This window comes from Streptococcus taoyuanensis (assembly GCF_029589235.1).
Taxonomy (GTDB): Bacteria; Bacillota; Bacilli; order Lactobacillales; family Streptococcaceae; genus Streptococcus; species Streptococcus taoyuanensis.
Genome location: NZ_JARQVW010000003.1, coordinates 85,584 through 108,914, shown reverse-complemented (window position 1 = coordinate 108,914; position 23,331 = coordinate 85,584). Strand labels below are relative to the sequence as shown.

The 23,331-nt window shown below is 42.2% G+C and carries 25 protein-coding genes and 1 riboswitch; of the genes, 3 read left to right on the top strand and 22 right to left on the bottom strand.

Annotation, left to right across the window (positions count from 1 at the left end):
• Positions 1–3: 3 nt before the first annotated feature.
• The 4 genes from P5Y91_RS03975 to P5Y91_RS03960 all read right to left on the bottom strand — a co-directional run bounded on the left by P5Y91_RS03975 (position 4) and on the right by P5Y91_RS03960 (position 5,600).
• Entirely contained in the window at positions 4–981 is a 978-nt protein-coding gene (locus P5Y91_RS03975) for an ABC transporter substrate-binding protein (protein ID WP_118396620.1), read from the bottom strand.
• 408 nt (positions 982–1,389) lie between these two features.
• The gene (locus P5Y91_RS03970) at positions 1,390–2,739 is read right to left on the bottom strand and encodes a hemolysin family protein (protein WP_118095460.1); all 1,350 of its coding nucleotides are present in this window, start codon (positions 2,737–2,739) and stop codon (positions 1,390–1,392) included.
• 115 nt (positions 2,740–2,854) lie between these two features.
• Positions 2,855–4,336, bottom strand: a complete 1,482-nt coding sequence (locus tag P5Y91_RS03965; protein WP_070665466.1) for an AcpB/EbpR/MafR family transcriptional regulator — start codon at positions 4,334–4,336, stop codon at positions 2,855–2,857.
• A 136-nt stretch (positions 4,337–4,472) separates the two neighbouring features.
• Positions 4,473–5,600: an AI-2E family transporter gene (locus P5Y91_RS03960; protein ID WP_070449283.1), complete on the bottom strand. Its 1,128-nt coding sequence runs from the start codon at positions 5,598–5,600 to the stop codon at positions 4,473–4,475.
• A gap of 74 nt (positions 5,601–5,674) precedes the next feature.
• Here P5Y91_RS03960 and P5Y91_RS03955 point away from each other — a divergent pair, with 74 nt between their 5' ends.
• Positions 5,675–6,466, top strand: coding sequence for an ABC transporter ATP-binding protein (locus P5Y91_RS03955; RefSeq protein WP_277839018.1), 792 nt, complete (start codon positions 5,675–5,677; stop codon positions 6,464–6,466).
• Between the two features lie 211 nt (positions 6,467–6,677).
• Here P5Y91_RS03955 and P5Y91_RS03950 read toward each other — a convergent pair whose 3' ends face one another.
• The 7 genes from P5Y91_RS03950 to trmL all read right to left on the bottom strand — a co-directional run bounded on the left by P5Y91_RS03950 (position 6,678) and on the right by trmL (position 12,737).
• A complete protein-coding gene (locus P5Y91_RS03950) occupies positions 6,678–8,732 on the bottom strand; it encodes a cation:proton antiporter (RefSeq protein ID WP_257738965.1) in 2,055 nt (684 codons plus the stop codon).
• 12 nt (positions 8,733–8,744) lie between these two features.
• Positions 8,745–8,999 (bottom strand): hypothetical protein, encoded by a 255-nt coding sequence (locus P5Y91_RS03945; protein ID WP_023918874.1) that lies wholly within the window; start codon positions 8,997–8,999, stop codon positions 8,745–8,747.
• Positions 8,992–9,549, bottom strand: a complete 558-nt coding sequence (gene mnmM / locus P5Y91_RS03940) for a tRNA 5-(aminomethyl)-2-thiouridylate-methyltransferase MnmM (RefSeq protein WP_125826897.1) — start codon at positions 9,547–9,549, stop codon at positions 8,992–8,994. The genes P5Y91_RS03945 and mnmM overlap by 8 nt, the downstream gene beginning before the upstream one ends.
• Positions 9,533–10,492, bottom strand: coding sequence for a tRNA modification radical SAM protein MnmL/YtqA (gene mnmL / locus P5Y91_RS03935; protein ID WP_257738964.1), 960 nt, complete (start codon positions 10,490–10,492; stop codon positions 9,533–9,535). The genes mnmM and mnmL overlap by 17 nt, the downstream gene beginning before the upstream one ends.
• Positions 10,493–10,549: 57 nt before the next feature.
• Positions 10,550–11,200 carry a phosphatase PAP2 family protein gene (locus P5Y91_RS03930; protein WP_070675090.1) on the bottom strand — a complete coding sequence of 217 codons (651 nt, stop codon included), beginning with the start codon at positions 11,198–11,200 and terminating at the stop codon, positions 10,550–10,552.
• Positions 11,190–11,762 carry an ECF transporter S component gene (locus tag P5Y91_RS03925; protein WP_324250337.1) on the bottom strand — a complete coding sequence of 191 codons (573 nt, stop codon included), beginning with the start codon at positions 11,760–11,762 and terminating at the stop codon, positions 11,190–11,192. The genes P5Y91_RS03930 and P5Y91_RS03925 overlap by 11 nt, the downstream gene beginning before the upstream one ends.
• Positions 11,763–11,964: 202 nt before the next feature.
• Positions 11,965–12,114: riboswitch (FMN riboswitch) on the bottom strand.
• 80 nt (positions 12,115–12,194) lie between these two features.
• Positions 12,195–12,737, bottom strand: coding sequence for a tRNA (uridine(34)/cytosine(34)/5-carboxymethylaminomethyluridine(34)-2'-O)-methyltransferase TrmL (gene trmL / locus P5Y91_RS03920; protein WP_003008338.1), 543 nt, complete (start codon positions 12,735–12,737; stop codon positions 12,195–12,197).
• Positions 12,738–13,070: 333 nt separating this feature from the next.
• On the opposite strand from trmL, the gene trkA reads away from it, so the two are divergent.
• Positions 13,071–14,426 (top strand): Trk system potassium transporter TrkA, encoded by a 1,356-nt coding sequence (gene trkA, locus P5Y91_RS03915; protein ID WP_003008340.1) that lies wholly within the window; start codon positions 13,071–13,073, stop codon positions 14,424–14,426.
• A 5-nt stretch (positions 14,427–14,431) separates the two neighbouring features.
• Entirely contained in the window at positions 14,432–15,871 is a 1,440-nt protein-coding gene (locus P5Y91_RS03910; RefSeq protein WP_049474017.1) for a TrkH family potassium uptake protein, read from the top strand.
• A gap of 75 nt (positions 15,872–15,946) precedes the next feature.
• Here the strand turns inward: P5Y91_RS03910 and yidD are convergent, their stop codons facing one another.
• From yidD to P5Y91_RS03855, 11 genes are all read right to left on the bottom strand, one after another.
• Positions 15,947–16,189 (bottom strand): membrane protein insertion efficiency factor YidD, encoded by a 243-nt coding sequence (gene yidD, locus P5Y91_RS03905; RefSeq protein WP_023918885.1) that lies wholly within the window; start codon positions 16,187–16,189, stop codon positions 15,947–15,949.
• Positions 16,186–16,917 carry a pseudouridine synthase gene (locus tag P5Y91_RS03900; protein WP_003005375.1) on the bottom strand — a complete coding sequence of 244 codons (732 nt, stop codon included), beginning with the start codon at positions 16,915–16,917 and terminating at the stop codon, positions 16,186–16,188. The genes yidD and P5Y91_RS03900 overlap by 4 nt, the downstream gene beginning before the upstream one ends.
• Entirely contained in the window at positions 16,907–17,476 is a 570-nt protein-coding gene (scpB, locus tag P5Y91_RS03895) for an SMC-Scp complex subunit ScpB (protein WP_003017403.1), read from the bottom strand. Before scpB ends, P5Y91_RS03900 begins: the two co-directional genes overlap by 11 nt.
• Positions 17,460–18,179, bottom strand: a complete 720-nt coding sequence (locus P5Y91_RS03890) for a segregation/condensation protein A (protein ID WP_195424082.1) — start codon at positions 18,177–18,179, stop codon at positions 17,460–17,462. The genes scpB and P5Y91_RS03890 overlap by 17 nt, the downstream gene beginning before the upstream one ends.
• A complete protein-coding gene (gene xerD, locus P5Y91_RS03885; RefSeq protein ID WP_003017353.1) occupies positions 18,179–18,910 on the bottom strand; it encodes a site-specific tyrosine recombinase XerD in 732 nt (243 codons plus the stop codon). The genes P5Y91_RS03890 and xerD overlap by 1 nt, the downstream gene beginning before the upstream one ends.
• On the bottom strand, positions 18,907–19,368 hold the full coding sequence (gene cbpB / locus P5Y91_RS03880) for a cyclic-di-AMP-binding protein CbpB (RefSeq protein WP_118396615.1): 462 nt from the start codon (positions 19,366–19,368) through the stop codon (positions 18,907–18,909). The genes xerD and cbpB overlap by 4 nt, the downstream gene beginning before the upstream one ends.
• Positions 19,365–19,886 carry a metallophosphoesterase gene (locus P5Y91_RS03875; RefSeq protein WP_003008356.1) on the bottom strand — a complete coding sequence of 174 codons (522 nt, stop codon included), beginning with the start codon at positions 19,884–19,886 and terminating at the stop codon, positions 19,365–19,367. Before P5Y91_RS03875 ends, cbpB begins: the two co-directional genes overlap by 4 nt.
• On the bottom strand, positions 19,859–20,839 hold the full coding sequence (locus P5Y91_RS03870; RefSeq protein WP_003005496.1) for a nucleoside-triphosphate diphosphatase: 981 nt from the start codon (positions 20,837–20,839) through the stop codon (positions 19,859–19,861). The genes P5Y91_RS03875 and P5Y91_RS03870 overlap by 28 nt, the downstream gene beginning before the upstream one ends.
• Positions 20,836–21,630: a glutamate racemase gene (racE, locus tag P5Y91_RS03865; RefSeq protein ID WP_118396613.1), complete on the bottom strand. Its 795-nt coding sequence runs from the start codon at positions 21,628–21,630 to the stop codon at positions 20,836–20,838. The genes P5Y91_RS03870 and racE overlap by 4 nt, the downstream gene beginning before the upstream one ends.
• Before the next feature lie 77 nt (positions 21,631–21,707).
• Entirely contained in the window at positions 21,708–21,953 is a 246-nt protein-coding gene (locus tag P5Y91_RS03860; protein WP_049492475.1) for a YneF family protein, read from the bottom strand.
• 55 nt (positions 21,954–22,008) lie between these two features.
• The gene (locus P5Y91_RS03855) at positions 22,009–23,259 is read right to left on the bottom strand and encodes a diaminopimelate decarboxylase (protein ID WP_277839014.1); all 1,251 of its coding nucleotides are present in this window, start codon (positions 23,257–23,259) and stop codon (positions 22,009–22,011) included.
• Between the last annotated feature and the right edge of the window lie 72 nt (positions 23,260–23,331).

Here is a 23,331-nt window from a genome sequence, read left to right as displayed (position 1 = left end):
CTCCTATTTTTCTACCTTCAACGAGCTAATATCAATTCCAAGCTCTTTAGCCATCTCTTTATTGGTATGCAATTCTAATTTTTCAGGTGTTTCAACTGCGACTTTGCCGGGTTTCTCACCCTTCATGATGCGAATAGCCATCCGAGCAGCTTGTTTTCCCAATTCCTCATAATCAGTACCAAAGTTGTACAAGCCACCAGTAGCTACCATTTCAGCAGATCCACCAAAAACGGGCACCTTATGGCTGAGGGAAACCTGTTTTACAGTGTCCATTGTAGAAGAGATAATATTGTCCGTCGGAACAAAGACGATATCTGCCTCTGACATGATACTGTCTGCTGCAGCTTTCACATTGTTACTATCGAGAATTGTTTTTTCAACCACTTGATAGCCTTTAGCTTCTAAGATCTTCTTCGCATTGTCTTTTTGGACGACGGAGTTAGGCTCACTTTGCGTATAGAGAATCCCAACTGTTTTCGCTGTTGGAAGCACTTGCTTAATCATGTCTACCTGTGTAGCGATCGCATCTTCTGACTGGTCACTTGTCCCTGTGATATTGCCACCTGGTTCTTTCAAGTTTTTCACCAATTTCGCTGCCAATGGGTCGGTCACAGCTGAGAAAACAATAGGTGTTGATTTAGTGGTATTAGCCAAACTTTGTGCGGAAGGGGTTGCAATCGCAAAGACTAGATCACTTTCTTCTGCCAATTGTTTAGAAATATTTTTCAGATTTCGTTGCTCCCCTTGAGCATTTTGGAAATCGATCTGAATATTTTTCCCATCTACATAGCCCTCTTTCTTCAACTCCTCGATAAAGCCTTTTCGTGTCGCATCGAGCGACTTATGGGTGATGTACTGGGAAATCCCAATTCGAAAGACATTGTCTTTTTTAGTATCCTTTAGATTGTGTAAGGTCACCAATGATGTTAACAGAAGTCCTACAACCAGGACAGGTGCTAGCAATTTTTTCACTACTTTCATTTATTGACTCCTTTTCTGCAAAATAAACAAAAAATCCGCTTAGATGATACTCTAAACGGATGCTTGAAATTCTCCAACAAGTTACAAAACCTCGGTCCATTTAGATACTAGCTCTATGGACCATCATCAAAAATCTTAGCCACATAGATACAAACAAATTGCTTGGGTTGTTTGCATCCATGAGATCATGTCTACAAACACTATCTAAAGTAGCTAAAGTAAAATTTTTGAGTTGAAATGGCTTGTTGCTTCATGTTTATTTTCTGCTTTCTTTTTTTATGGGTATTATCTTACCTTAATTTTTTTTGGCTGTCAAGACTATTTCAGAAATTTTTGAAATTTTTTGAAAATTCAACTGGTCCTGACAAGAAAAAAACAGAGGCTGGAACACGTCCAGGCCTCTATTTTTTAATCTTCTTTTGATTTAGTTTCTTCATCTTCCTCGACGATTTCAGAAATTTCAACTTTCACCTTGGTCACACGACCATTTTTTACTTTGTCGTTTGTCAAAATGAGGTGTTTCTTTTGACTATCGACTTCACAGCTGAGTCGCTCTTTCAAGGTTGGAATTCGCCCAACCTCTGTCAGATAATACCCTGCAATGGTATCCACATCATCACTTTGCAACTCAACATCAAAATATTCGTTAAAGTCATTTAGTGACATGGCTCCTTGTACGACATAGGTATTGTCCGCAATTTCAAAGACATCAATTTCTGCTTTGTCAGTCTCATCGTCAATTTCACCGACGATTTCTTCCAAAAGGTCTTCAAGAGTAACCAAACCAGACATCCCACCATATTCATCAAGCAGAATAGCCATTTGATTTTGGGTATTGCGCAATTCCTTCAAAAGATCATCCACAAAAATGGTCTCTGGAACAAACAAAGGTTCTTGTAAAATCTTTCTTAAGACAATATTATCAAAGCCATTGATAAATCCTTCGTTCAAGAGACGTTTGGTATGGATGAGACCGATGACATTGTCCTTGTCATCATCATAGACAGGAATCCGTGAAAAGTTTTGCTTAAGGATACTTTCAATGATTTCTTTGGTATCATCATTGATATCAACCATGAAGGCATCTGTCCGTGGCACCATGACTTCACGCGCTACCATTTCATCTAATGAAAAGATCCCTTGGAGCATCTCAATCTCGTCCGCATCTAGTGTTGCTTCACTATTGGTCAGCATATACTCGATTTCATCCCGCGTCATCTTTTCATCCGGATCATCGAATTCCATTGGCGTGATACGGCTCAAAAGGTTGGTCGACGCTGAAAGCAACCAAACAAAGGGGCTAACAATTTTTCCTAATAAAATGACAATCGGAGCTGTTCGAACAGCTAACTCATCTTTCAGGTTCATAGCGATTCGTTTTGGATAGAGTTCGCCAAACACGATCGAAATATAAGTCAAAAATGCTAGAGATAAAAAGCTTCCAGTTGCATGAGCTGTTTTGGTATTGCCCATCCATCCAGCAATGACATGTCCAAGGCTATCCGCAAGACTCGCCCCAGATAAGATGGTAATCAAGGTGATCCCCACCTGAATAGTGGATAAGAAATGGTTTGGTTGCTCCAATACGCTAAGAAGACGAATGTATTTTTTATCTCCTTCTTCAGCCTTTTGCTCTACACGAGAGCGATTCAACGATACCATTGACATTTCAGTCGCCGAGAAAAAGGCGTTCAATAATGTCAAAACAATCAATAAAATAACTTCCAGTAAAATTTCCTGACTGCCAGGGTCTTCCATGGATAATTTCCTCCAGTATATAATATTGTATATTATACCACAAAATAGGAGAGCCTGCATTCTTCTATAAAATTTTCTTTTTTTACCATCAAAAAATCAGGAACAAGTCCTGATTTTAGTGTTCTGCACTGGTAAAATCATAAAAGAAGGCATTGAGTTTTTCAACCAGCTCAAGCGATGAGAGACTACTTGTACAAATAAATGGTTTTTTCTTTAATTCAGGCATCATAAAGTTGGCCACCACCACATCTGCATCCGAAGCTTCAATATCATCTACTGTCAGATTGTACTTGATCATCTGCGTAAATTCAAAGTTATCCGTACAGTAGAAATCAAGGAAATCGATCATGGATTTGGCATGGTGATCGTCAAAACGACTGATAATCAAGACCTTAATGGACTTCCGACGGCGCAATAACTGCGGTAAGAGACGTTCCCAGTGAGTATAGACCGTATAGATCATGTGCTTGATGATCTCATCATTCAGATCATGCTTCATGGTCTTCATATAAGTGATGATATGCTCCTTCAAATCATCATAGAAGGCTGGGAAGATGCTCATGAAATCTTCGTTGGTATTGGTCTTGGTATCAAACAAGAGAAACTCAGAGAATAATTCCTTCCGATCGAGATGAGACGTGTTATGGACATGCATCAACATCTCATCAAGATTTTCAATGTCTAAATCATAGGTATAGCATAGATCCTTGAACATATCTTTGATGAGTCTAGTCGATTCTTTGGCATAAGGATCCGTTTCTGCAGCTTCGATCAAGCTTTCTGGACTGAAATAGAAATTCTCTTGAATAAAGATAATAAAGAACTGTTCCAGCACTTTTTCATTCAACTCGACACCCAACTGCAAGCTAAAGTAGCGCAACATCTCCTCGACATTGGTCACCCCTTGATACTGGTCCTTATACACATCATAGTTCGTTGGCATGTCGATGAAGTAACCTTGCTTAATCCGTGACAAGTAGACTGTCAAGAGAACTTTATAAGACCTGAGTACAGAGAAGGTCAATGGATAGCCATAGAGCTTGAAGAAGAAGGTGATCAAATCGGTCACCGCCTCTTCCTTAAATTCTGGGAAAGGCCACTCCATGTAGTAATAACGTTCCGCAAAATATTGGGCATAAAAGAAACGAACGTCAATCTCATCCCCGACAAGATTCAAGGGTTTCAAATCAATCTTTACATTGTATTTGGTTTGAAGCTTCTGATTAATCGTCCGAATCAAGCGGTAGAAAGATTGGTAACTCAAATCAAACTTTCTGCAAATATATTCATTGGAAACATCCTTGTGGAAGAAGAGGTATTCAATCAAGGCGAAGGCTTGTGATTCTTTAAAAAAGTGATGGTAAATCACCTCAAGACCAACCGAATCTTCATAACTGATCTTGATCCCATTGGTAGAGGATTCAATTAAAAAATCATCAAATGTACTACGAAGATTAGACAAATCTTCTTTTAATGAACGTTCTGTACAATCCAAACGCTTGGCCAACTCTTTCAAGTGGAACCATCTTTTTTCCTTAATCAAGATTTCCAACAATTGCAATTGGCGTCTCTGTTTTTTGGATAAGAGGAGTCTCATCTTTCCCTACCTTTTCATATTTTCTTTCAAAATCACTTATATTTTAACACATTTCATAACACTTGTTGACTTTTTTACGGTATTTTTTCAAAAAAATGTACAAAAAAGACTCCAAGGCCCATATAGGCGCTAGAGTCTAAGATTTATTAATGATTCCAAATTCTTCTTTTTTCTTCTGCTCCTTCGCAGCACGGTGGTTATCATAAAGATTTACCAAGAATTTTACAATTTCTTTCCCAATCGAATAGACTGGAATCGCGACGACCATCCCGATAATTCCGTAGATATTACTTGAGAGCAATAAGAGAACCATAATGGTAATCGGGTGAACCTTCATCACGCCTCCAACAATACGCGGATAAAGAATATTGCCATCGATCTGCTGGATGATCAACATGTAAATGACTGCTTTGATCATCATATCCATATCGGTAAAAGCATAAGTGATGATCATCGGAATCAAACCGATGGTTGGTCCTACATAGGGAATCAAGTTGGCCAGCCCAGAAAAAATGGCAAAGACCAAAGCATACTTCAATCCAATAAAACTATAGCCAATGTAGGCTAGTGTTCCAATGATCAAAGCATCGATCGAAATACCACTAATATAGCGAGAGACCGTTTCATTCAAACTAACCAAGAGGCTTGAAATGTGGAGTTTGTCATTGCGTAAAATGGTCCGTTCTAACATCGGCAACAACTTCTTGCCATCAATCAAGAAATAAACCAAGAAGACAGGGGTCATGATTAAGATAAAGACCGTATTGACAATGGTGTTAACCACACTTCCTAAACTGTTGGTCACACTATTCAAGAGATTTTGTAGGATATCCATATAAGAGAGATTCAACTGCTGAATCGTCGACTGGATATTTACATTCTGGAACAAAGGATTGGTTGAGAGTTTTCGAACCAAACTTTGGACTTCCCAGTAGAGCCCTTGAGTCGAATTGATCAAGCTGGTTAACTGATTGATCAAGATGGGGAGCAGATAAAAGATCCCTAAGCCAATGATCCCAAACAAGAGTACTAGGGTGATCAAAATGCCAAACACACGCTTGATTTTTAAGTGTTTTTCCAACAATTCAACAATCGGATTGGTAATGTAATATAAAAAACCTGCAATTAAAAATGGTAAGAGGATGGTATTCAGAACAGATACAAATGGAGAAATTAAAGTCCCCATTGATTTCCAAATATAGAAAATCACCGTCAATAATAAGATCTCACATGTCCAGAATAACAATTTACTATTTCGAAACATTCCTTACCTCCTGTTTTCTATTCTACCATATTTTATGATAGAATAAAGGAGATTTTAATCAAAAGGATGAAGTTATGAAGAATTTGATTGAACTACAAGACGTCAATTTGATCCGCAATGGAAAAGCCCTTTTAAAAGAGATTAACTGGCAAGTAAAAGAAAATGAATATTGGGCCATTTTAGGCTTAAATGGAGCAGGAAAATCGACTCTCCTCAAACTGCTCATGTCTGAATACTGGGCTAGTTCTGGCCAGGTAACGGTCCTTGGAACCCGCTTTGGCGAAGGGGGTATTCCTGAGTTGCGTAAGCGTATTGGGATCGTTAGCTCCTTTATTTCAGAAAGACTGCCAGAGCATCTTTTGACAGAACAAATTGTCCTAACTGGTCAATACAAGAGTAGTATTTTATATGCTGCATACGGGGAGGAAGAACTAAACTGGGCACGGGATATGCTAACTTCAATTGGTGCTAGCGCTTTGATCGGTCGCAAATACCGGGAGCTCTCCCAGGGAGAAAAGCAGACTGTCCTCATTGCACGAAGCCTCATGGACCAGCCAGATCTGATCATTTTTGACGAAGCTTCTAGTGGATTGGATCTCTTTGCCAGAGAAAAACTCCTCCGTCAGATCCATCATATCAAACAACTGGATCACGCGCCTACCATGATCTACGTCACCCACCATGCCGAGGAAATTACAAAAGACATGACCCATGTCCTCTTACTCAAACATGGCCAAGTGGTCGAGCAAGGGCCAAAGGAAAAGATCCTAACTCCCCATGTCCTAAGCCAATTTTATGAAGCACCAGTATCCCTTATTAATCTGGGTGACGAGCGACTCTTTGTCAAACCAGAAATCAGACACTGAAAAGAAAGTGAATAAAGCAAAAAGAGAGTGGGACAGAAATCGGTAATTCGTTAGAATTCGATTTCGTCGTCCCACCTCCGCACAGTTGAGTAGGGCTGTAAAAGCTGATGAAATCAGCGTAGTAGAGTCCACTCAACCACTGCGTCTTGATCGACAATCCAAAAATAATTGAGAGGCTAGGACTTTTGTCCCAGCCTCTTTTACTCTTATCTCAACGATTCCGTGCATACTCGATTAAATCGTATGGAAGCGTATTGGCACTTTCTCTTAGGGAATAGCTTTCTAATTCATTGACATTTTGTCGCATACGGCGCGCTTGCTTGGCGGTAATCAGGTGTTGCGCTTCATATTCAAAAATAATCTTACGCTCCAAATAATAGCCTCTCAACATTTCATCGATATTATTTGGTTTCACGCGATTAATAACCCGCTCCACAAAGGCCCCACTGGTAATAATAGCTGTCTCTCTCAGACGAGATTCTTGTAGGAAAGAGATCAAACTGCTCCGATAAACCCCCTTGAGGTCTTCCAAACTTTCGATAATGATTTCCGTATTGGCCAGATAAAGGGCCGCAATCTGGTCATAATCAATGGCCTCTAACTTACTGTCTTCTCGGGTCCACCAGTTTCGCAAGCCAGACCCAAAAGTTAAGATCTCATGAACTAATAAACGCAAGAGACGGAAAGACACCAAGAGGTAATAGGTTAAACGAGACGAAAGATTGCGATTGACACGTTGCTCCATATTGCGAAGATAGCGTTGGTAGACGCGGTAGCCCCGCTCTCGAATCTTCCCTTCTTCATAGGCTTGTTCCAAGCCGTCACTTTCAATACTCAAAATCAGGAGCTTCAACTGTTCCCAGTCCTTTTGAATGAGCCTGTTTTCTTGGCCTAGAATCAAGTTTTCTATGCGACCATGGTAGTTATCAATTGCCGCATACAAGGGCCCCTTGTGCTTGCTATTCTTTAGGTCTGCTTCTAATTCCATGACGACATCATTTAAAATCGCGATCTGCATCAGGTAGTCATTGGTTTCTTCCTTTTCTTCTGATAATTTTGGAAGTACCACTAAGCCAGCAATAAAGCTGACAAGGGTAACTCCTGCCACTAAAAAGAGTAGGATGGGGTATTCTTTTTCGATCTTGGTTGGAATCAAAAGAATCGTCGCAATCGAAACCGTTCCCTTCACACCCGAAAAAGTCAGCAATAAGGCATCTTTTAGATAATTTCTCAACGATTTTTTTAGTCGAGCCGTTCGGAACCAATAAAAGAGGTAAACCATGACAAAACGAATCAAAAAGAGCAAGGCTGTCAAAAGAAAGACAGAAAGAACTAAAAGAAGATTATTGTAAATGGGACTACTTAAGATGGGCTTGGAAATCATTTCCAATTCCATTCCTAAGATGACAAAGACCGACCCATTTAAGATAAAGTTGACCGTATTCCAGACAGTATGACTCACAGTATCTACCCGCGCTTCAAGGAGGGTAATGTGCTTAAAGCGACTGGCTTTTAGGATCCCTGACACAACTACTGCAATGATACCAGAGACATGGAGTTCTTCTGCTAGGAAGAAGGTCAACAGTGGGAGACTCAGTTCTAATAACAATTCACTGGCAATATCACTAGCGCGAACACTCAAGAGTAAGGTTTGCAGCCACCGGTTCACAAAGGCCGTCAAGATCCCCACCGCAAATCCTCCAATGATGGAGATTCCTAAGGAAACCCCTGCCTCTCCAAGAGAGAAACTTCCGGTCGCAAGGGCTGCCAAGGCCACTCGAAAGGCAACTAGACCTGAGGCATCATTTAGTAACCCTTCGCCTTTTAAGATATTCGAAACCCGCTTTGGAAAGCTAAAGCGCTCAGACAGAGAAGCAAAAGCTACTAAGTCGGTAGGCCCAAGGGCTGCCCCAACTGCCATACAGGCTGCTAAAGGAAGGCTCAGCCACAAGGAGTGAGCTGCCCAGCCCAAACTAATAGTTGAGATAAAAATCACTGGGAAAATCAAATAGAGGATGATCCGCCAGTGCTTTAAGACGGAAGTAATATCTGCTTCTTCTGCCTCTCGAAATAAGAGAGGGCCAATGACCAGCGCCAGAAAGAGCTCGGTATCCAAATGAAAATTTTCTTCTGGCACAAAGAGGGCCCAACCAATCCCTAGTAAAATTTGAATCAAGGGCAGAGGAAGGCTTGGCACAAGTTTATTGGTGGCATTTGAGACGATCAAAATCATCGAAAAGATCACTGCATAAAGGAGTAGTTCCATATCACTCCCTCCTTAGCGTTCTTGGCAGCAGGTCTCAAATTGCTGTTTTAACTCCGCAATCTTTTGGTCTGTCTTGGTTACATCCTTGTGCTCAATCTTCTTTTGGCACCGTTCCATCTCAAGCGAAACCAATTTCTTTTTTATTTTGAGCATCTTTTTGGTCATATGAGCTTCATCATAAAAACCTATTGCACGCTCGTGGATGGTTGATTCGACAAAATGATGTCTCAATCCTTCGATTTTATTCTTTAAATATTCTTTATCCATGACGGTAGCTTTCTAATTTTTCGATCATGACCAAAAACGGTGGCTGATTCACTTGATTCAGTGTCCGGTAGATGGTCGCTGTATAGTCTTTTTGAGGAAGCTGACTAACAAAGTCCAGCACTGCATCACGCTCGATGTCTCCTCCCTCATGACCATAATAGATCATAATAGCCATTCGCCCACCTTTTTCTAGGCGAGCACAGATTTTCTCCATCGCTTCAATCGTGGTAGCAGGAAGAGTAATGACCGACTTATCTGCAGATGGCAGATACCCCAGATTAAAAATAGCTGCTTTGAGGGTCTCCACATATTGGTCCACATGCTGGTGGCCATCCAAAATCAACCGGACATGTTGAAGACCCAACTTTTCCAATCGTTCTCGGGTATTTACAAGTGCTTGTTCTTGAATATCAAAGGCATAGACCTGGCCTGCAAGTTGGGCTAAAAAGGCCGTATCATGTCCATTTCCCATGGTCGCATCCACCACCACATCTTCTTTGGTGATGACTTCTGCTAAAAATTGATGGGCCATTTCAAGTGGTCGAAGCATCAGCAGTCTCCTTTTCTTCTAGCTTACATCCTTGGGTACTTCCACGCCGACGCATTTCAGTTTCAATGGCGTTTAGGACTTCCCATTTGTTGAGGCTCCACATAGGGCCAATCAACATATCCCTTGGCGCGTCCCCTGTAATCCGGTGGATGACAATGTGTTTGGGGATGATCTCCAACTGGTCACAGATGACCTTGACATACTCCTCCTGGCTCATGAGTTGAAGTCGTCCTTCATGATAGTCCCGTTGCATCCGTGTATTGGTCATCAAATGCAAGAGGTGTAACTTGATGCCATCAATTTCATTATCGGTCACACAACGGCAAACATTTTCCACCATCATCTCATGCGTCTCCCCAGGAAGGCCATTGATCAAATGGGATACGATCTCTGCCTTGGGGACCCGTTTGCGAATACGCTTGACTGTTTCAACATAGAGATCATAACTATGGGCCCGATTGATCAATTCAGAAGTCGCTTCATAAGTCGTCTGAAGCCCCAACTCGATCGTCACATGCATGCGCTCTGTCAGCTCTGCTAGGTAGGCTAAGGTCTCATCTGGTAAACAGTCCGGACGCGTACCAATGTTGATTCCTACCACTCCTGGTTCATTGATGGCCTGTTCATACCGCTCTCGAATGACTTCCACTTTATCGTGGGTATTGGTGAAATTTTGAAAATAGACCAGGTACTTCTTCACATCTGGCCATTTCCGATGCATAAAATCAATCTCTTTGTAAAACTGTTCTCGAATCGGAGCTTCTGGGGCCACAATGGCATCTCCTGAACCTGAGACCGTACAAAAAGTACAGCCACCGTGGGCGACTGTTCCGTCTCGATTGGGACAATCAAAGCCTGCATCAATAGGGACTTTAAAGGTCTTTTCTCCAAATAAGGTTCGATAATAATTATTCAAGGTATTATAGGATTTCATACCCTTCATTATAGCAAAAAAAGAATCGAACTCAAAACGCGAGTTCAACTCCTAGTTGTTAGATGCTTATTTTTGCTTCCCTGTAAAGCGCCATTGAAACCGCAAGCGATCATACAAGGGATACTCAAACTGTAAGACAGCAAGACCCAAAATCATACTGCCGAGAACGTCTGATGGGTAGTGGACCCCGACATAAACGCGGGAAACCACAATGGTCACGATTCCCAGAACCAGCAAGCCTTGAAGGCAATAGCGGGCTGTTTTATGTTTTACATGTTGGCTGATGATGATGATCAAACTTCCCAAAACAAGGGTAGACGCCAGTGAATGACCACTCGGGAAAGAAAAGCCTTTTTCCTCTACTAGATGAAGAATACTTGGTCTCGGTCTCTGGTAGATATTCTTTAGAAGAAGCACCAAAAGACCAGTCAATACCAGATTGCTCCCTAGAAAAAGAGCTTCACTGTACCATTTCTTATAGGCAAAGACCGCCAGCAAAAGACCCACCCAGATGACAATGATCTTGGTATCCATGACATGGGTCACTTTGGTAAAGAAAGCCGTCAGTGCTGCAGGCAGATCGCCTCGAATAGCAGATTGAATCGTGCTATCAAAGCCTGTTAATTGTTGCGGGTAAAAGCGAATCACATACCCGAGAATCACAAAAATGAGAAGGGCGAAGCTTGCCCTCGCCCAATGTTGTTGTTTATTTTTCATATTTTTTCAAAATCGGTTGCAATAAGGTATAGATCAACCCAAATGCGACGGCCCAAATCACCCCTTCGATTAGGTTAAACGGTGCAACCATTGCGGCTAAATAGTGGACAAGCCCTAGTGTTTTCGAAATATCATAGTTCATAAAACGAGCATACAAAGGGATTGCATAGACATAGTTCACCAATACCATGGTGATACTCAAGCTGATCGTTCCAACAATCGTTGCCAGGACAAATCGACCATGGGTCCGTTCCTTGTTCCAAATCCATGCAAAAGCAAGGACAAAAACAAGAACTCCAATGATATTGATTGGCAATCCGATCAAGGTTTCAAGCCCCTTATTATTAAGGGCTAACTTAAGGACAGATCGGATCAAGGTCACCCAAACGGCACTTTTAAAATCCAACAGGACCAAGGCCAACAAAATGGCGATGATACTCAAATCAATTTTGAAGAAATCTATCAAGAAAGAAAATTGATAGAACATCAAAATAAAAGATAAAGCGGATAAAACAGCCACTAGGGTCAGTTTACGTGTATTTGTCATAACAGGTTCCTCCAATTTTTTAAAAATTAGAGAAGCTGGAAAGACGTCTACTCCATCATTCTACTCTAAACTATTTAAACAAAGCTTAAACTAGAAAATATTCTAGTTACTTTAGCTGGTCTCCATCGAAACATGCCGTTAGTCAGTCTTAGACCCTAACGTTCCATTTTCATGCATCAGCTCTAAACAGATCAGAATAGATGTCAGTCTATTCGTCTCTCGTCTTCTCCCATCCAGACTATACTGTCGGTTGTGGAGTCACACCACATCAGCTTGCGCTCGCGGACTTCTTTTAGAGTATGGAAAAGAACATTTCCTAGTAAAAGTCACCGCCGGTCGGGAATTACACCCTGCCCTGAAGACCCTTTTATGATAACAAAAAAAACTTGCCTAGGCAAGTTTTTGTAACGTCATGGATTACATCGTTCGGGTTTTAATTTTTCGTTCTTATTTGAGCTTGTCGTGCTCATAACGATGGCTCAACTCCAGCCCCTTAAAACCTTGCTGGCGGAGTGCCTCATAGACAATCATGCAGACAGTATTGGAGACATTTAAACTACGGACATGCTCATCATTCATCGGAATGCGAATGGCCTTCTCCTCGTGCTGGCGCATAAAATCTTCCGGCAAACCTTTATCCTCGCGTCCAAACAAGAAATAATGGGACTTCCCATCCTGATAAGAAACATCCGAATAGGTCTGATTTGCAAACTTGGACACTAGGTGTACCTGACCGTCGCGCGCCGCTTCCATAAACTCTTCCAGGCTATCATAAAAGCGGACATCCAGCTTGTCCCAATAATCAAGTCCTGCTCGCTTCATTTTGCGATCATCGATCGGAAAAGCCATGGGGCGAATGATATGTAAGGGGGAATTGGTCGCCGCACAAGTCCGTGCAATATTTCCCGTATTTTGTGGAATCTGAGGTTGGAACAAGACGATGTGGTTTTGAGCAGCTGACTCTTGGTAGTCCAGTTCTTCAATATTCATACTCGATCTCTTTCTGATAAAAAAATAGCCACACTGCCCGGAGTCAAGCTCAGCAAACAGCGTGGTTACAGCTTCATTAACTTAACTCACAACAGGTTTGAGGTAAATCAACGAAGGTACTTTCTAAGTATAACACTTTTGAAGCTCCTGTCAATAGTTTTTTTAGATTTTTTTAAGAAACTTTATCAAAGTTTTCAATCCCTCCTAGCTCTACTCTTTTGACGATTTCTCCTACTTGTTCTTAGCTTCTCAAAATTCCACCAGAAAATCCTTAAAAAAGATGAATTTTTCTTGAAAATAGAGTATGATAGAAGCATACTCTGGAGGTATTCTATGAAAATTATTGTTGTTGGTGGAGGAAAGGTCGGAACGGCCCTTTGTCGTTCTCTCGTTGCTGAAAACCACGATGTTATTTTGATCGAAAAAGACGAATCCGTTCTTAACCATATTACCAAACGGTTTGATATCATTGGAATTTTAGGAAATGGGGCAAACTTCAAGATCTTGGAGCAAGCAGATGTTGAAGACTGCGACATCTTCATTTCCATGACCGAGTACGATGAAGTGAATATGGTCTCTGCTGTTTTGGCTAAAAAAATGGGAGCCAAAGAGACTATCGTTCGGGTGCGGAATCCGGAATATTCCAATTCCTACTTCAAGGAAAAAAATATCTTGGGCTTCTCCCTAGTTGTCAATCCGGAATTGCTGACAGCTCGCTATATTGCCAATATCATTGACTTCCCAAATGCCCTTTCTGTGGAGCATTTTGCCAATGGCCGAGTTGCCTTGATGGAATTTAAAATCAAGCCAGATAGCAATCTCTGCAATATGAGTCTATCCCAATTCCGGAAGAAATACGGAAATGTCATTGTTTGTGCAATCGAGCGTGGCAACGAACTCACCATTCCAAACGGAGACTTTGTCTTGCAACCTCAAGACAAGATTTTCGTAACAGGTAATCGGATCGAGGTCGTTCTCTTCCACAACAATGTTCGCCCTCAGGTCATTAAGAGCATGATGATCATTGGTGCTGGGAAAATTGCCTATTACCTACTCAACATTCTTCAAGATGTGCGCCGCAAGATCGATCTCAAGGTCTTAGAGGTCAATCGCGAACGGGCGGAATTCTTTAGTCAGGAATTTCCTGATCTCTATGTCGTCCATGGAGACGGAACTGCTAAAGACATTCTTTTAGAAGAGAGTGCCAATAACTTCGATGCTGTGGCTACTTTGACAGGGGTCGATGAAGAAAACATCATCACCTCCATGTTCTTAAATTCTGTCGGAGTCAAAAAGAACATTACCAAGGTCAACCGAACTAGTCTGTTGGAGATCATTGGCGATCAAGATATGACCAGTATCGTTACGCCAAAACGCATCGCTGTAGATACCATTATGCACTTTATTCGTGGACGCTACAATGCACAGTTCTCAAACCTAGAAGCCTTGCATCATGTCGCAAACGGCCGGATTGAAACCTTGCAGTTCCAAATTAAGGAAGACAATAAACTAACCCAATATCCCCTCTCTGAATTGAAATTGAAAAAAGGCGTCTTGATCGCTGCCATTATTCGAGACGGCAAGGCTATTTTCCCAAATGGAGATGACCGTTTGATGGTAGGAGATCGGATTATCGTAACCACCTTGATTCAAAATGTCACAAAAATCTACGATCTACTTGAGAGGTAAGCCTGATGAATAGAAGCATGATTCGTTACCTCTTGTCCAAGCTCCTCTTAATCGAGGCAGCTCTCCTGATCGTTCCCTTAGTCGTCGCTACGATCTATCAGGAACCTGCCAAGGTCTTTGTCTCTATTGGGGCAACCATGGCCATCTTACTTGGGCTGGGGCTACTTGGTAGTTTTCACAAACCAAAGGACTTTCACATTTATGCTAAAGAAGGAGTCCTGATTGTAGCCCTCTGTTGGATCCTCTGGTCCTTCTTTGGCGCCCTTCCCTTTGTCTTTTCGGGACAAATTCCCAACATTATCGATGCCTTCTTTGAAGTCAGCTCTGGCTTTACAACAACAGGGGCAACGATATTAGATGATGTGGGTGTCCTCACCCATTCTCTCCTCTTTTGGCGCAGTTTCACCCACTTGATTGGGGGGATGGGAGTATTGGTCTTCGCCCTTGCAATTATGGACAATAACAAGAACAGCCACCTTGAAGTCATGAAGGCAGAAGTTCCTGGTCCAGTTTTTGGGAAGGTCGTTTCCAAATTAAAAAACACAGCTCAAATCCTCTACTTCTTGTACTTGGGCTTGTTCTTCCTCTTTGTGGTTCTTTATTTCCTTGCTGGTATGCCCCTTTATGATAGTTTTGTCATCGCCATGGGAACGGCTGGAACCGGGGGCTTTACCGTTTTTAACGACGGAATTGCCCACTACAATAGTAGTTTAATCACCTATTTGGTCAGTATCGGGGTTTTAGTCTTCGGGGTTAACTTTAACCTCTACTACTTCCTCATGATCCGAAAATTCAAGGCCTTCTTTAAAGATGAGGAATTGCGGACCTATATCACCATCGTCCTCGTGTCCAGTGTCTTGATCGCGTACAATGTCCTTCATCTCTATGCCAATGTCGCTAAGAGTTTTGAGATTTCCTTCTTCCAAGTTTCCAATATCATCACCACTACCGGTTTTGGTTATGGAACGACGGAAAAATGGCCTCTCTTTTCTCAGTTCATCCTCTTGATGCTGATGGTTGTCGGTGGTTCTGCTGGATCGACCGCCGGGGGGCTAAAAGTCATTCGGTGCTTGACCTTATGGCGAATCGCAAAAAATCAGGTTCTTTCGACCTTGTCTCCGAATCGCGTTCTGACCTTGCATGTCAATGATACGGTATTGGATAAGGATACACAGCATCAGATCCTCAAGTACTTTACAATATACAGTTTTATCACGATCGGCCTACTCTTTGTAGTCAGTCTAGACAATAATAACTTCATGACGGTTGTCAGCGCTGTCTTTAGTTGTTTCAACAACATTGGACCTATGATTGGAACAGGTCAAACCTTCTCCATCTTTAGTCCGATTTCAAAACTGTTACTTTCCTTAGCCATGATTGCCGGACGGCTTGAAATCTATCCAATGATTCTACTCTTCCTCCCTAAAACATGGTCTAAACGCTGATAGACAACTCTTTTACAAAATCAACACCCTTAGAAAAATAATTTCTAAGGGTGTTTCTGTTTATTTGCGATCGTCCTATTTTGATTCTTCATTTCGCTTCAGACTAAAATGGTCTGGCAAGGGGTCTGGTCCTACTTTGGTTCCAGGATGGCAACGTAGAATCCTTGCAATCCCCATCAAGACACCTTTCACACCAAAACGTTCAATCGCTTGGATCATATAATTGGAACAGGTCGGTTGAAAGCGACAAGAAGGCGGAAATAGGGGAGAGATCCATTTTTGATAGCCTCTGACCAGCGCAATCAGGATTGTTTTCATGCTTTTTTAGATTTAGTCACTGCTAGATTGTGCAGCTGGCTGATTTCTTTTTTGTTCAAGCGACGGTATTCACCCGGACGTAGCCCTGAGACGTCCAAATTTCCAAACTGGGTCCGGGAGAGTTTATCCACTAAAAGTCCCACCGCTTCAAACATCTTTTTAACCTGGTGGTTACGCCCTTCATGAATGGTCAACTGAACCACTGAACGGTTCTTTTCGACATCCACTTTTAAGATCTCGTAAGTCGCTGGCTTGGTTTTCTTTCCATCAATGGTCACCCCTCGCGTCAAGGGACGCAAGTTTTCCTTATTGGCAATCCCTTTGACACGCGCCACATAGACTTTATCAATTTCATTTCGCGGGTGAATCATCTCATCTGTAAAATCGCCATCATTGGTCAAAATCAAGACACCAGATGTATCCCAGTCCAAACGTCCTACTGGGTAGATGCGCTCTGGTACTTGAGATAAAAGGTCAACGACTGTTGTCCGTCCTTTATCATCCGATACACTAGAGATGACACCACGTGGCTTATTTAAAAGATAGTAGACCTTTTCTTCGTTATAGATTGGAGTCCCTTCTACTTCAACCTGATCACCGGTTTTAATGATAGTCGCTAATTCACGCACAACTTGGCCATTGACCGTCACCAAGCCTTGCTTGATCAGTTCTTCGGCCTTGCGACGACTAGCCACTCCTGCATGGGCAATATATTTATTAATTCTCATCTAGTTCCTCTGTTCTCTCTGAAAATAATTGACCTTCCTCTGGATCGATGTCCACTTCCTCAACCTTTGGCAATTCCTCCAAATGATTGATCCCCATATAATCCAAAAAATACTCCGTCGTGACATACAAATTAGGACGCCCGAGGACTTCTTTTTTTCCATCTTCGCGGATCAGATCAAATGACAGTAGTTTGGTAATGGCACCACTGGAATTAACGCCTCGAATATCATCGACCTCCACGCGGGTGATCGGTTGCTTATATGCAATGATTGACAAGGTTTCAAGGGCAGCCCGAGACAAGCTTTGGTTCATAGGCGTTCTAGAATAGTCTCGTAAAACCGAAGCGTAGTCTGCCTTTGTCACCAATTTATAACGGGAAGCTGTCTCCATCAAACACAGACTGGTATCTGTGTCCTCCTGGTATTTTTGGGCCAATTTTTCTAAACTTTGCACCACACCTGTTGGGGGTAAAGAGAGAAGATCTGCGATTTGTCTGGCAGTAATTCCTTCTTCACCCGCTACAAATAAGAGTGCTTCAATTTCAGCTAATTTGCTCATGTTCAATCCTATTTAAGTAAATTTCTCCAAAAGCCGTATCCTGTACCACTGTGACCTCTTGAATCTTGATTAATTCAAGGGTTGCAAGAAATAGGGTAATGATCTCTTGGAGATCCGCTGCTTCTAGAAACAAGTCCTGCAAGAGAACTTGTGAGCGATCGTGGAATCGGTGACGCAGCTGGTCCATCAGATCCTCAATCTTGTATTCATCCTTGACAATGGTTGTATGGTTCTGACGGAATTCTTCCTTTTTCTTGGTCAATAGTTTTGAGAAAGCCAAGAAGAGATCCACCGTGGTGCGATCATGAAGTAATTCGGTATCGTCATAGACCAATTCCATCTTCGGTTTCGAATAATAGAGGGCGCGCTCCTCGTGCTGCGAGGCCATCAACTCTCCTAATTGCTTGTAAGTACGGTACTCTTCCAATTGAGAAAGGAGGTCCTGCTCGAGATCCTCTGCTTCATCCATCTCCTCTGCGACCTTAGGAAGAAGTCTACGACTCTTGATCAGGGTTAGTTGACTAGCCATCAGCATGTATTCCCCTGCTACCTCTAATTTCATAGCCTGGAGAGTCGCCAGATAAGCCAGATACTGTTCGATCACCTCAATCAAGGGGACCTCATAGATATCCATCTGGTATTTAGAGACCAAGTGGAGCAAGAGGTCCAAAGGCCCTTCAAAATCTTTAATTTTAATATCCATTATTTATATTTTTCTAATGTCACCATGGTTTTTAGGCCCAATTCACGTGCAATACTAAAGAGATCCACACCGAGTTCACGTTGTTTCAAAATATACTGCTCACGAATCGATTGTGCCGAAAGGTCTTGGTTGCCTTTTTCGATCAAGAAGGCTTCTAATTGTCGGAATCCCCACTGACGAGAGTATGATTTTCCTTTATTATCAAAGAGATAGACACCATCGAGGAAGAGTTGCAACTCATCTAGTAAAGGCTCTGGAACTTTTAAAACCCGTTTTTGGCCATCTTTGCCCACTCGAATGACATGAAAGTCCAGCTGAATATCTTCTACCTTGACTTGGAGGATCTCACTTGGCAATAAGCCCATCTCCAGAATCAACAAGGCCATCAAGCGTCCCTGTGGGTTAGTTGATTCTTCCCAAAAATGGGTCAGATCCAACAATTCACGATCATGGGTCTTGGCCGGTTGAATTTTAGGCAAGACCAAACGATGGTATTCAGAAATAAAGCGTTCTTGATACAAATAATATAAAAATTGGTTAACAGCGGATAATTTTCGTTTTTGAACCGCCGGTTTAAAATCTTTAATCGAAGCTTGGTAAATTCTCAAATTCGTCGGTGTCACTTTTCCATGAATTGATTCAACAAATTGGTCCAAATCATAGAAATAGGCTGACTGAGAATTTTCACTTAGTTCTTTTTGATCAATAAAACTTGCAATAAATTCTTTCATTTTGGAATCATCTCGTATTCATTTGAAAAATTATGCATTAGCGAATTGATGGCTTTGAGGATCGATTTCCGCGTAATAATCCCTTGGAAATAACCTTCTTCATCCACCACTGATAAGAAGGAGTCATCCACCAACTTGTGAAGGACTTCTGTCAAATTGAAGTCTAAGCCGATGACCCCGACCTCCTTCTTTGCAACGTCTACGATATCCATCGAAGCAAAAGTCTCCTCAGGAATATCGTGTTTCAATTGATAAGATAGAATATCCGTTAGGGAGATCGTCCCCACAAACTTGCGTTCATCCGTCACTACCGGGATGCGACTATAGCTAATCTGGCTCAACAGCAAAACCGCATGGTCTACATTGTGGGTATCAATCAAGACCGCTAAATTTTTGGCAGGAGTTAAGAACGTCTCTTCCTGCTCCAGCAAGAAACGTTCAAATTCCTTTGCTATCATCTGCTAAACTCCTTTGTCAATTCAGGGTACAATTCATGATCTCGCGTATAATACTCTACCTTGAAGTTCGAATCGGTAATCTCTATCTTGGCATACAAACACTCGCGAATCAGACCACGAGGTTGGCTAACGGATCCAGGATTCACAAAGAGGGTTCTTCCTTCCTTCCAAGCATCTGGGATATGAAGGTGGCCGTATAGACAGATATCTGCTTCCTCCTCTTGGGCCCACAAATCCAATTTTTGAAAACTAAAATTGATCTGGAAAAGATGTCCGTGGGTCTGGATGATCCGTGTTGGCCCTAGTTGGGTCACCAAGCGTTCCGGATAGCCATCATAAAAATCCATATTTCCTTGGACAACGTGGATCCCTTCCCAGACAGGATCATCACTTTTTAGTTCAGAATCCCCATTGTGAAAGATCCCATCGACCTGGCCTAGGTATTTTTCTTTAATAGCTTCAACAATGGAGCGGTCTCCATGCGAGTCACTCATAACGATGATTGTTTGCTTTGCCATGATGGAAATACCTCCAATAACTTTTTAACAGCTAAAGCACGATGTGATTGTGTATTTTTTTCTTCTAGCGTTAATTCAGCAGCAGCACGGCCGGTTTCCCCAACTAAGAAGAGAGGGTCATAGCCAAAACCGTGTTCCCCTTTGGGCTCAAAATTAATATATCCTGGCCAATCTGCTTCCACCACTAGGCTTTCCTTGCCTGGTCTTGCAACCACCAAGGTCGTATGGAACTGAGCTGAACGATCTTTCAAATCAAAGACCATGGCCAATTCGTGCAACAATTTCGCATTGTTTTCCGCATCTGTCGCACCGACTCCCGCAAAACGAGCTGACCAAACTCCTGGTAAGCCTCCCAAGATATCTACCTTCAAACCTGAATCATCCGCTAAGACTGTTTTCCCAGTTAGCTCTGCAATCGTTTCAGCTTTTAGGCGGGCATTCTCTTCAAAGGTCAGACCTGTCTCTTCGACTTCTGGAAGCTCTGGGTATTGATTGAGATTTTCCACTTCAAAGCCCAGCTTTTCAAACATATTACGGAATTCTTTGGTTTTTCCCTCATTTCGAGTCGCAATGAGAATCGTATCTTTGACCTTGTCTTGACCCAAGAAGGCTTCCAAATCCACCCCGTCACTTGGCAAATGCAAATAGAGCAATTTCCCTTTTTCAACCAAGAGCAAGGCTCCTTGACGCTGTACGATTTCAAAAGCTCTTCCCTTGACTTCATTCAAGATTTCGGTCAAAAAGGTCAGAAAACGAAAGGCTGAACCATAGCGCATCACCGATAGATTGAGAGGGAATCCTTCAGGATCCTTGGCAAAGAGAAGTTCCAGCTGATCTAACAGAGTGGAAGCTTCCGCAGGCACTTGACTAAATTGGTTGTAGTCTGCATCTTCTCCCCATTGGGCAATATACCAATCTTGGGGATCTTTGTATTCAAATAGTTTGTCACTCATAAATTTACATGCTCCACATTCACTGAACGTTCTAGCCATTTTTCGGCAATCGCTGCAAAGCTATTGGCATTTGCAGTGGTATAAAAGCGGTGGGTCTGCTCTAAGAGTTCGCGACTCTTATTGAGCTCAAAATAGTTTAATAAAACGGAAACATCCCGAACACACTCTGCCCCACTATCAATCAATTTAACATCCGGTCCCATCACATTTTGAATGATCGGTTTTAAAAGGGGATAATGGGTGCATCCCAAGACTAAGGTATCAACCTTTCCAACTAGTGGTTTTAGGGTTTCGTAAACTACCTTTTTGGTCACACTGGATGCCAACTCGTTTGATTCCACTAGAGGAACAAACTTGGGACAAGCTAAACTGCTGACTTCCATGTCTGGTGCCAGACTTTGAATCTTCTCTTTATAAATTCCAGAAGAAACCGTCATTGGTGTCCCAATGACCCCAATTTTTTGATGGGTCGTCGATTTAATGGCTGCAGAAGCTCCGGGCAAGATCACTCCCAAAACGGGAATATCAAGTTTCTCCTTGACTTCTTCCCAAACAACTGCCGTCGCTGTATTACAGGCTAAGACAATCATCTTGACATTTTTGGTCAGAAGAAAGTTCACCATCTGCCAAGTATACTCGCGAATTTGGTCTGCTGGTCTAGGACCATAAGGTGCACGCGCTGAATCTCCAATATAGACGACATCTTCGTGAGGAAGCTGACGGAGCAATTCGCGGACAACAGTTAGGCCCCCTACGCCAGAATCTAAAAAACCAATCGGTCGGTTATCCATATCTCTTCCTTCCAAAAGGAGGGACTAAGAAATTCCTCCAAGCCCCTCTCATTTATTATCGTGAGATTGCCCCACTCTTATTTTTTCTTGCTTTTCGCCATTGCTGATTTTTGTTGGTTCACAATTTGGCGATAGACTTGTTGAACTTTTGCTTCGCTTGGACGTTGGCCGCTGGCACCTAAAAGCGTACGGACTGCTTCAACATTCAAACGTGGGTTTGATGCAAATTCTTTTTCAAATTGACGACGAAGCAAGAACATTCCTGCAACCATCCCACCAAAGAAAGCTAAAATAATCAACAAAATTCCTAAAAAGAGATTCATAAAATTTTCTCCGATCCATTATTTTTACATAACTATCATTATATCAGACAATCGCTTATTTTTCAATGTCAAAGCCGTAGAGTGTCGCAAGATAATCTTCTGGTTTTTCTGCTCGACGAATCAAACGGGCCTGCCCATCTTCTTGAAGCAAAACTTCTGCAGAACGCAACTTAGCATTGTACTGATACCCCATTGAAAATCCATGGGCTCCAGTGTCATGGATCACAAGTAAATCTCCAATCTCCGTCACGGGTAGTTCTCGTTGTTTGGCAAATTTATCGTTATTTTCACAGAGACTTCCCACGACATCAACCACTTCAGTTGGTCCATCTGGACGATCCATATTGGTAATATGGTGATAAGCACCGTACATAGCCGGTCTGAGAAGATTCACAGCAGAAGCATCGACGCCAACATAGGTCCGGTAGGTTTTCTTTTTATGAGTGACTCTTGTTACCAGGAGGCCGTGTGAAGCCAGCATAAAGCGACCAAGCTCGGTATAGATTTTCACATGACCAAGTCCTGCCGGTTTGAGAATCTCATCAAAAACGCGATGCACACCTTCCCCAATAATGGCAATATCATTTGGTTCTTGCTCTGGTTTGTAATTGACCCCAACTCCACCAGAGAGGTTGATGAAGCCCAAGTGGACACCTGTTTTCTCGACGACTTCTACTGCCAATTCAAAAAGTTGACGCGCTAACTCTGGATAGTAGTCGTTGGATACAGTATTAGAAGCCAATAAAGCGTGAATACCAAACTCTTCCACACCTAGTTCTTTCAACTCAATAAAGGCTTGAATCAATTGCTCCTTGGTCATTCCAAACTTGGCTTCTTCCGGATTGTCCATGATATCGGTACCCAGTTCAAAGACTCCACCAGGATTATAACGGCAAGAAATAACCTTGGGGATGCTAGTCACAGACTTCAAGAAAGCAATGTCTTCATAGGCATCCAGATTGATGGTTGCCCCTAATTCACGAGCATAGATGAACTCTTCAGCTGGCGTGTTGTTCGAAGAAAACATGATCTCCTTCCCAGCAAAGCCCAGCTTATCCGCCATTAATAATTCCACGTAGCTGGCAGTGTCGACTCCACAGCCCTCTTCTTGCAAAATTTTTAGGATGGATGGATTGGGTGTCGCCTTGATAGCAAAGTATTCTTTAAAACCTTCATTCCAAGCAAAAGCTTGATGGAGAGCACGAGCCGTTTCACGGATTCCAGCTTCATCATAGAGATGAAAAGGGGTTGGAAATTCTTGGGTCAAACTCTCTAATTGTTCACGGGTTACAAAGGGTGTTTTCATAGGCTCTCATTTCTATTCTTTAATCACTATTAGTATAGCACAAGTCGGAAAACAAAAAAAGCCGAGGCTATT

Coding starts and splice junctions, on each gene's coding strand:
- P5Y91_RS03975 (WP_118396620.1), bottom strand. CDS start 981: ATGAAAGTAGTGAAAAAATTGCTAGCACCTGTCCTGGTTGTAGGACTT.
- P5Y91_RS03970 (WP_118095460.1), bottom strand. CDS start 2,739: ATGGAAGACCCTGGCAGTCAGGAAATTTTACTGGAAGTTATTTTATTG.
- P5Y91_RS03965 (WP_070665466.1), bottom strand. CDS start 4,336: ATGAGACTCCTCTTATCCAAAAAACAGAGACGCCAATTGCAATTGTTG.
- P5Y91_RS03960 (WP_070449283.1), bottom strand. CDS start 5,600: ATGTTTCGAAATAGTAAATTGTTATTCTGGACATGTGAGATCTTATTA.
- P5Y91_RS03955 (WP_277839018.1), top strand. CDS start 5,675: ATGAAGAATTTGATTGAACTACAAGACGTCAATTTGATCCGCAATGGA.
- P5Y91_RS03950 (WP_257738965.1), bottom strand. CDS start 8,732: ATGGAACTACTCCTTTATGCAGTGATCTTTTCGATGATTTTGATCGTC.
- P5Y91_RS03945 (WP_023918874.1), bottom strand. CDS start 8,999: ATGGATAAAGAATATTTAAAGAATAAAATCGAAGGATTGAGACATCAT.
- mnmM (WP_125826897.1), bottom strand. CDS start 9,549: ATGCTTCGACCACTTGAAATGGCCCATCAATTTTTAGCAGAAGTCATC.
- mnmL (WP_257738964.1), bottom strand. CDS start 10,492: ATGAAGGGTATGAAATCCTATAATACCTTGAATAATTATTATCGAACC.
- P5Y91_RS03930 (WP_070675090.1), bottom strand. CDS start 11,200: ATGAAAAATAAACAACAACATTGGGCGAGGGCAAGCTTCGCCCTTCTC.
- trmL (WP_003008338.1), bottom strand. CDS start 12,737: ATGAATATTGAAGAACTGGACTACCAAGAGTCAGCTGCTCAAAACCAC.
- trkA (WP_003008340.1), top strand. CDS start 13,071: ATGAAAATTATTGTTGTTGGTGGAGGAAAGGTCGGAACGGCCCTTTGT.
- P5Y91_RS03910 (WP_049474017.1), top strand. CDS start 14,432: ATGAATAGAAGCATGATTCGTTACCTCTTGTCCAAGCTCCTCTTAATC.
- yidD (WP_023918885.1), bottom strand. CDS start 16,189: ATGAAAACAATCCTGATTGCGCTGGTCAGAGGCTATCAAAAATGGATC.
- P5Y91_RS03900 (WP_003005375.1), bottom strand. CDS start 16,917: ATGAGAATTAATAAATATATTGCCCATGCAGGAGTGGCTAGTCGTCGC.
- scpB (WP_003017403.1), bottom strand. CDS start 17,476: ATGAGCAAATTAGCTGAAATTGAAGCACTCTTATTTGTAGCGGGTGAA.
- P5Y91_RS03890 (WP_195424082.1), bottom strand. CDS start 18,179: ATGGATATTAAAATTAAAGATTTTGAAGGGCCTTTGGACCTCTTGCTC.
- xerD (WP_003017353.1), bottom strand. CDS start 18,910: ATGAAAGAATTTATTGCAAGTTTTATTGATCAAAAAGAACTAAGTGAA.
- cbpB (WP_118396615.1), bottom strand. CDS start 19,368: ATGATAGCAAAGGAATTTGAACGTTTCTTGCTGGAGCAGGAAGAGACG.
- P5Y91_RS03875 (WP_003008356.1), bottom strand. CDS start 19,886: ATGGCAAAGCAAACAATCATCGTTATGAGTGACTCGCATGGAGACCGC.
- P5Y91_RS03870 (WP_003005496.1), bottom strand. CDS start 20,839: ATGAGTGACAAACTATTTGAATACAAAGATCCCCAAGATTGGTATATT.
- racE (WP_118396613.1), bottom strand. CDS start 21,630: ATGGATAACCGACCGATTGGTTTTTTAGATTCTGGCGTAGGGGGCCTA.
- P5Y91_RS03860 (WP_049492475.1), bottom strand. CDS start 21,953: ATGAATCTCTTTTTAGGAATTTTGTTGATTATTTTAGCTTTCTTTGGT.
- P5Y91_RS03855 (WP_277839014.1), bottom strand. CDS start 23,259: ATGAAAACACCCTTTGTAACCCGTGAACAATTAGAGAGTTTGACCCAA.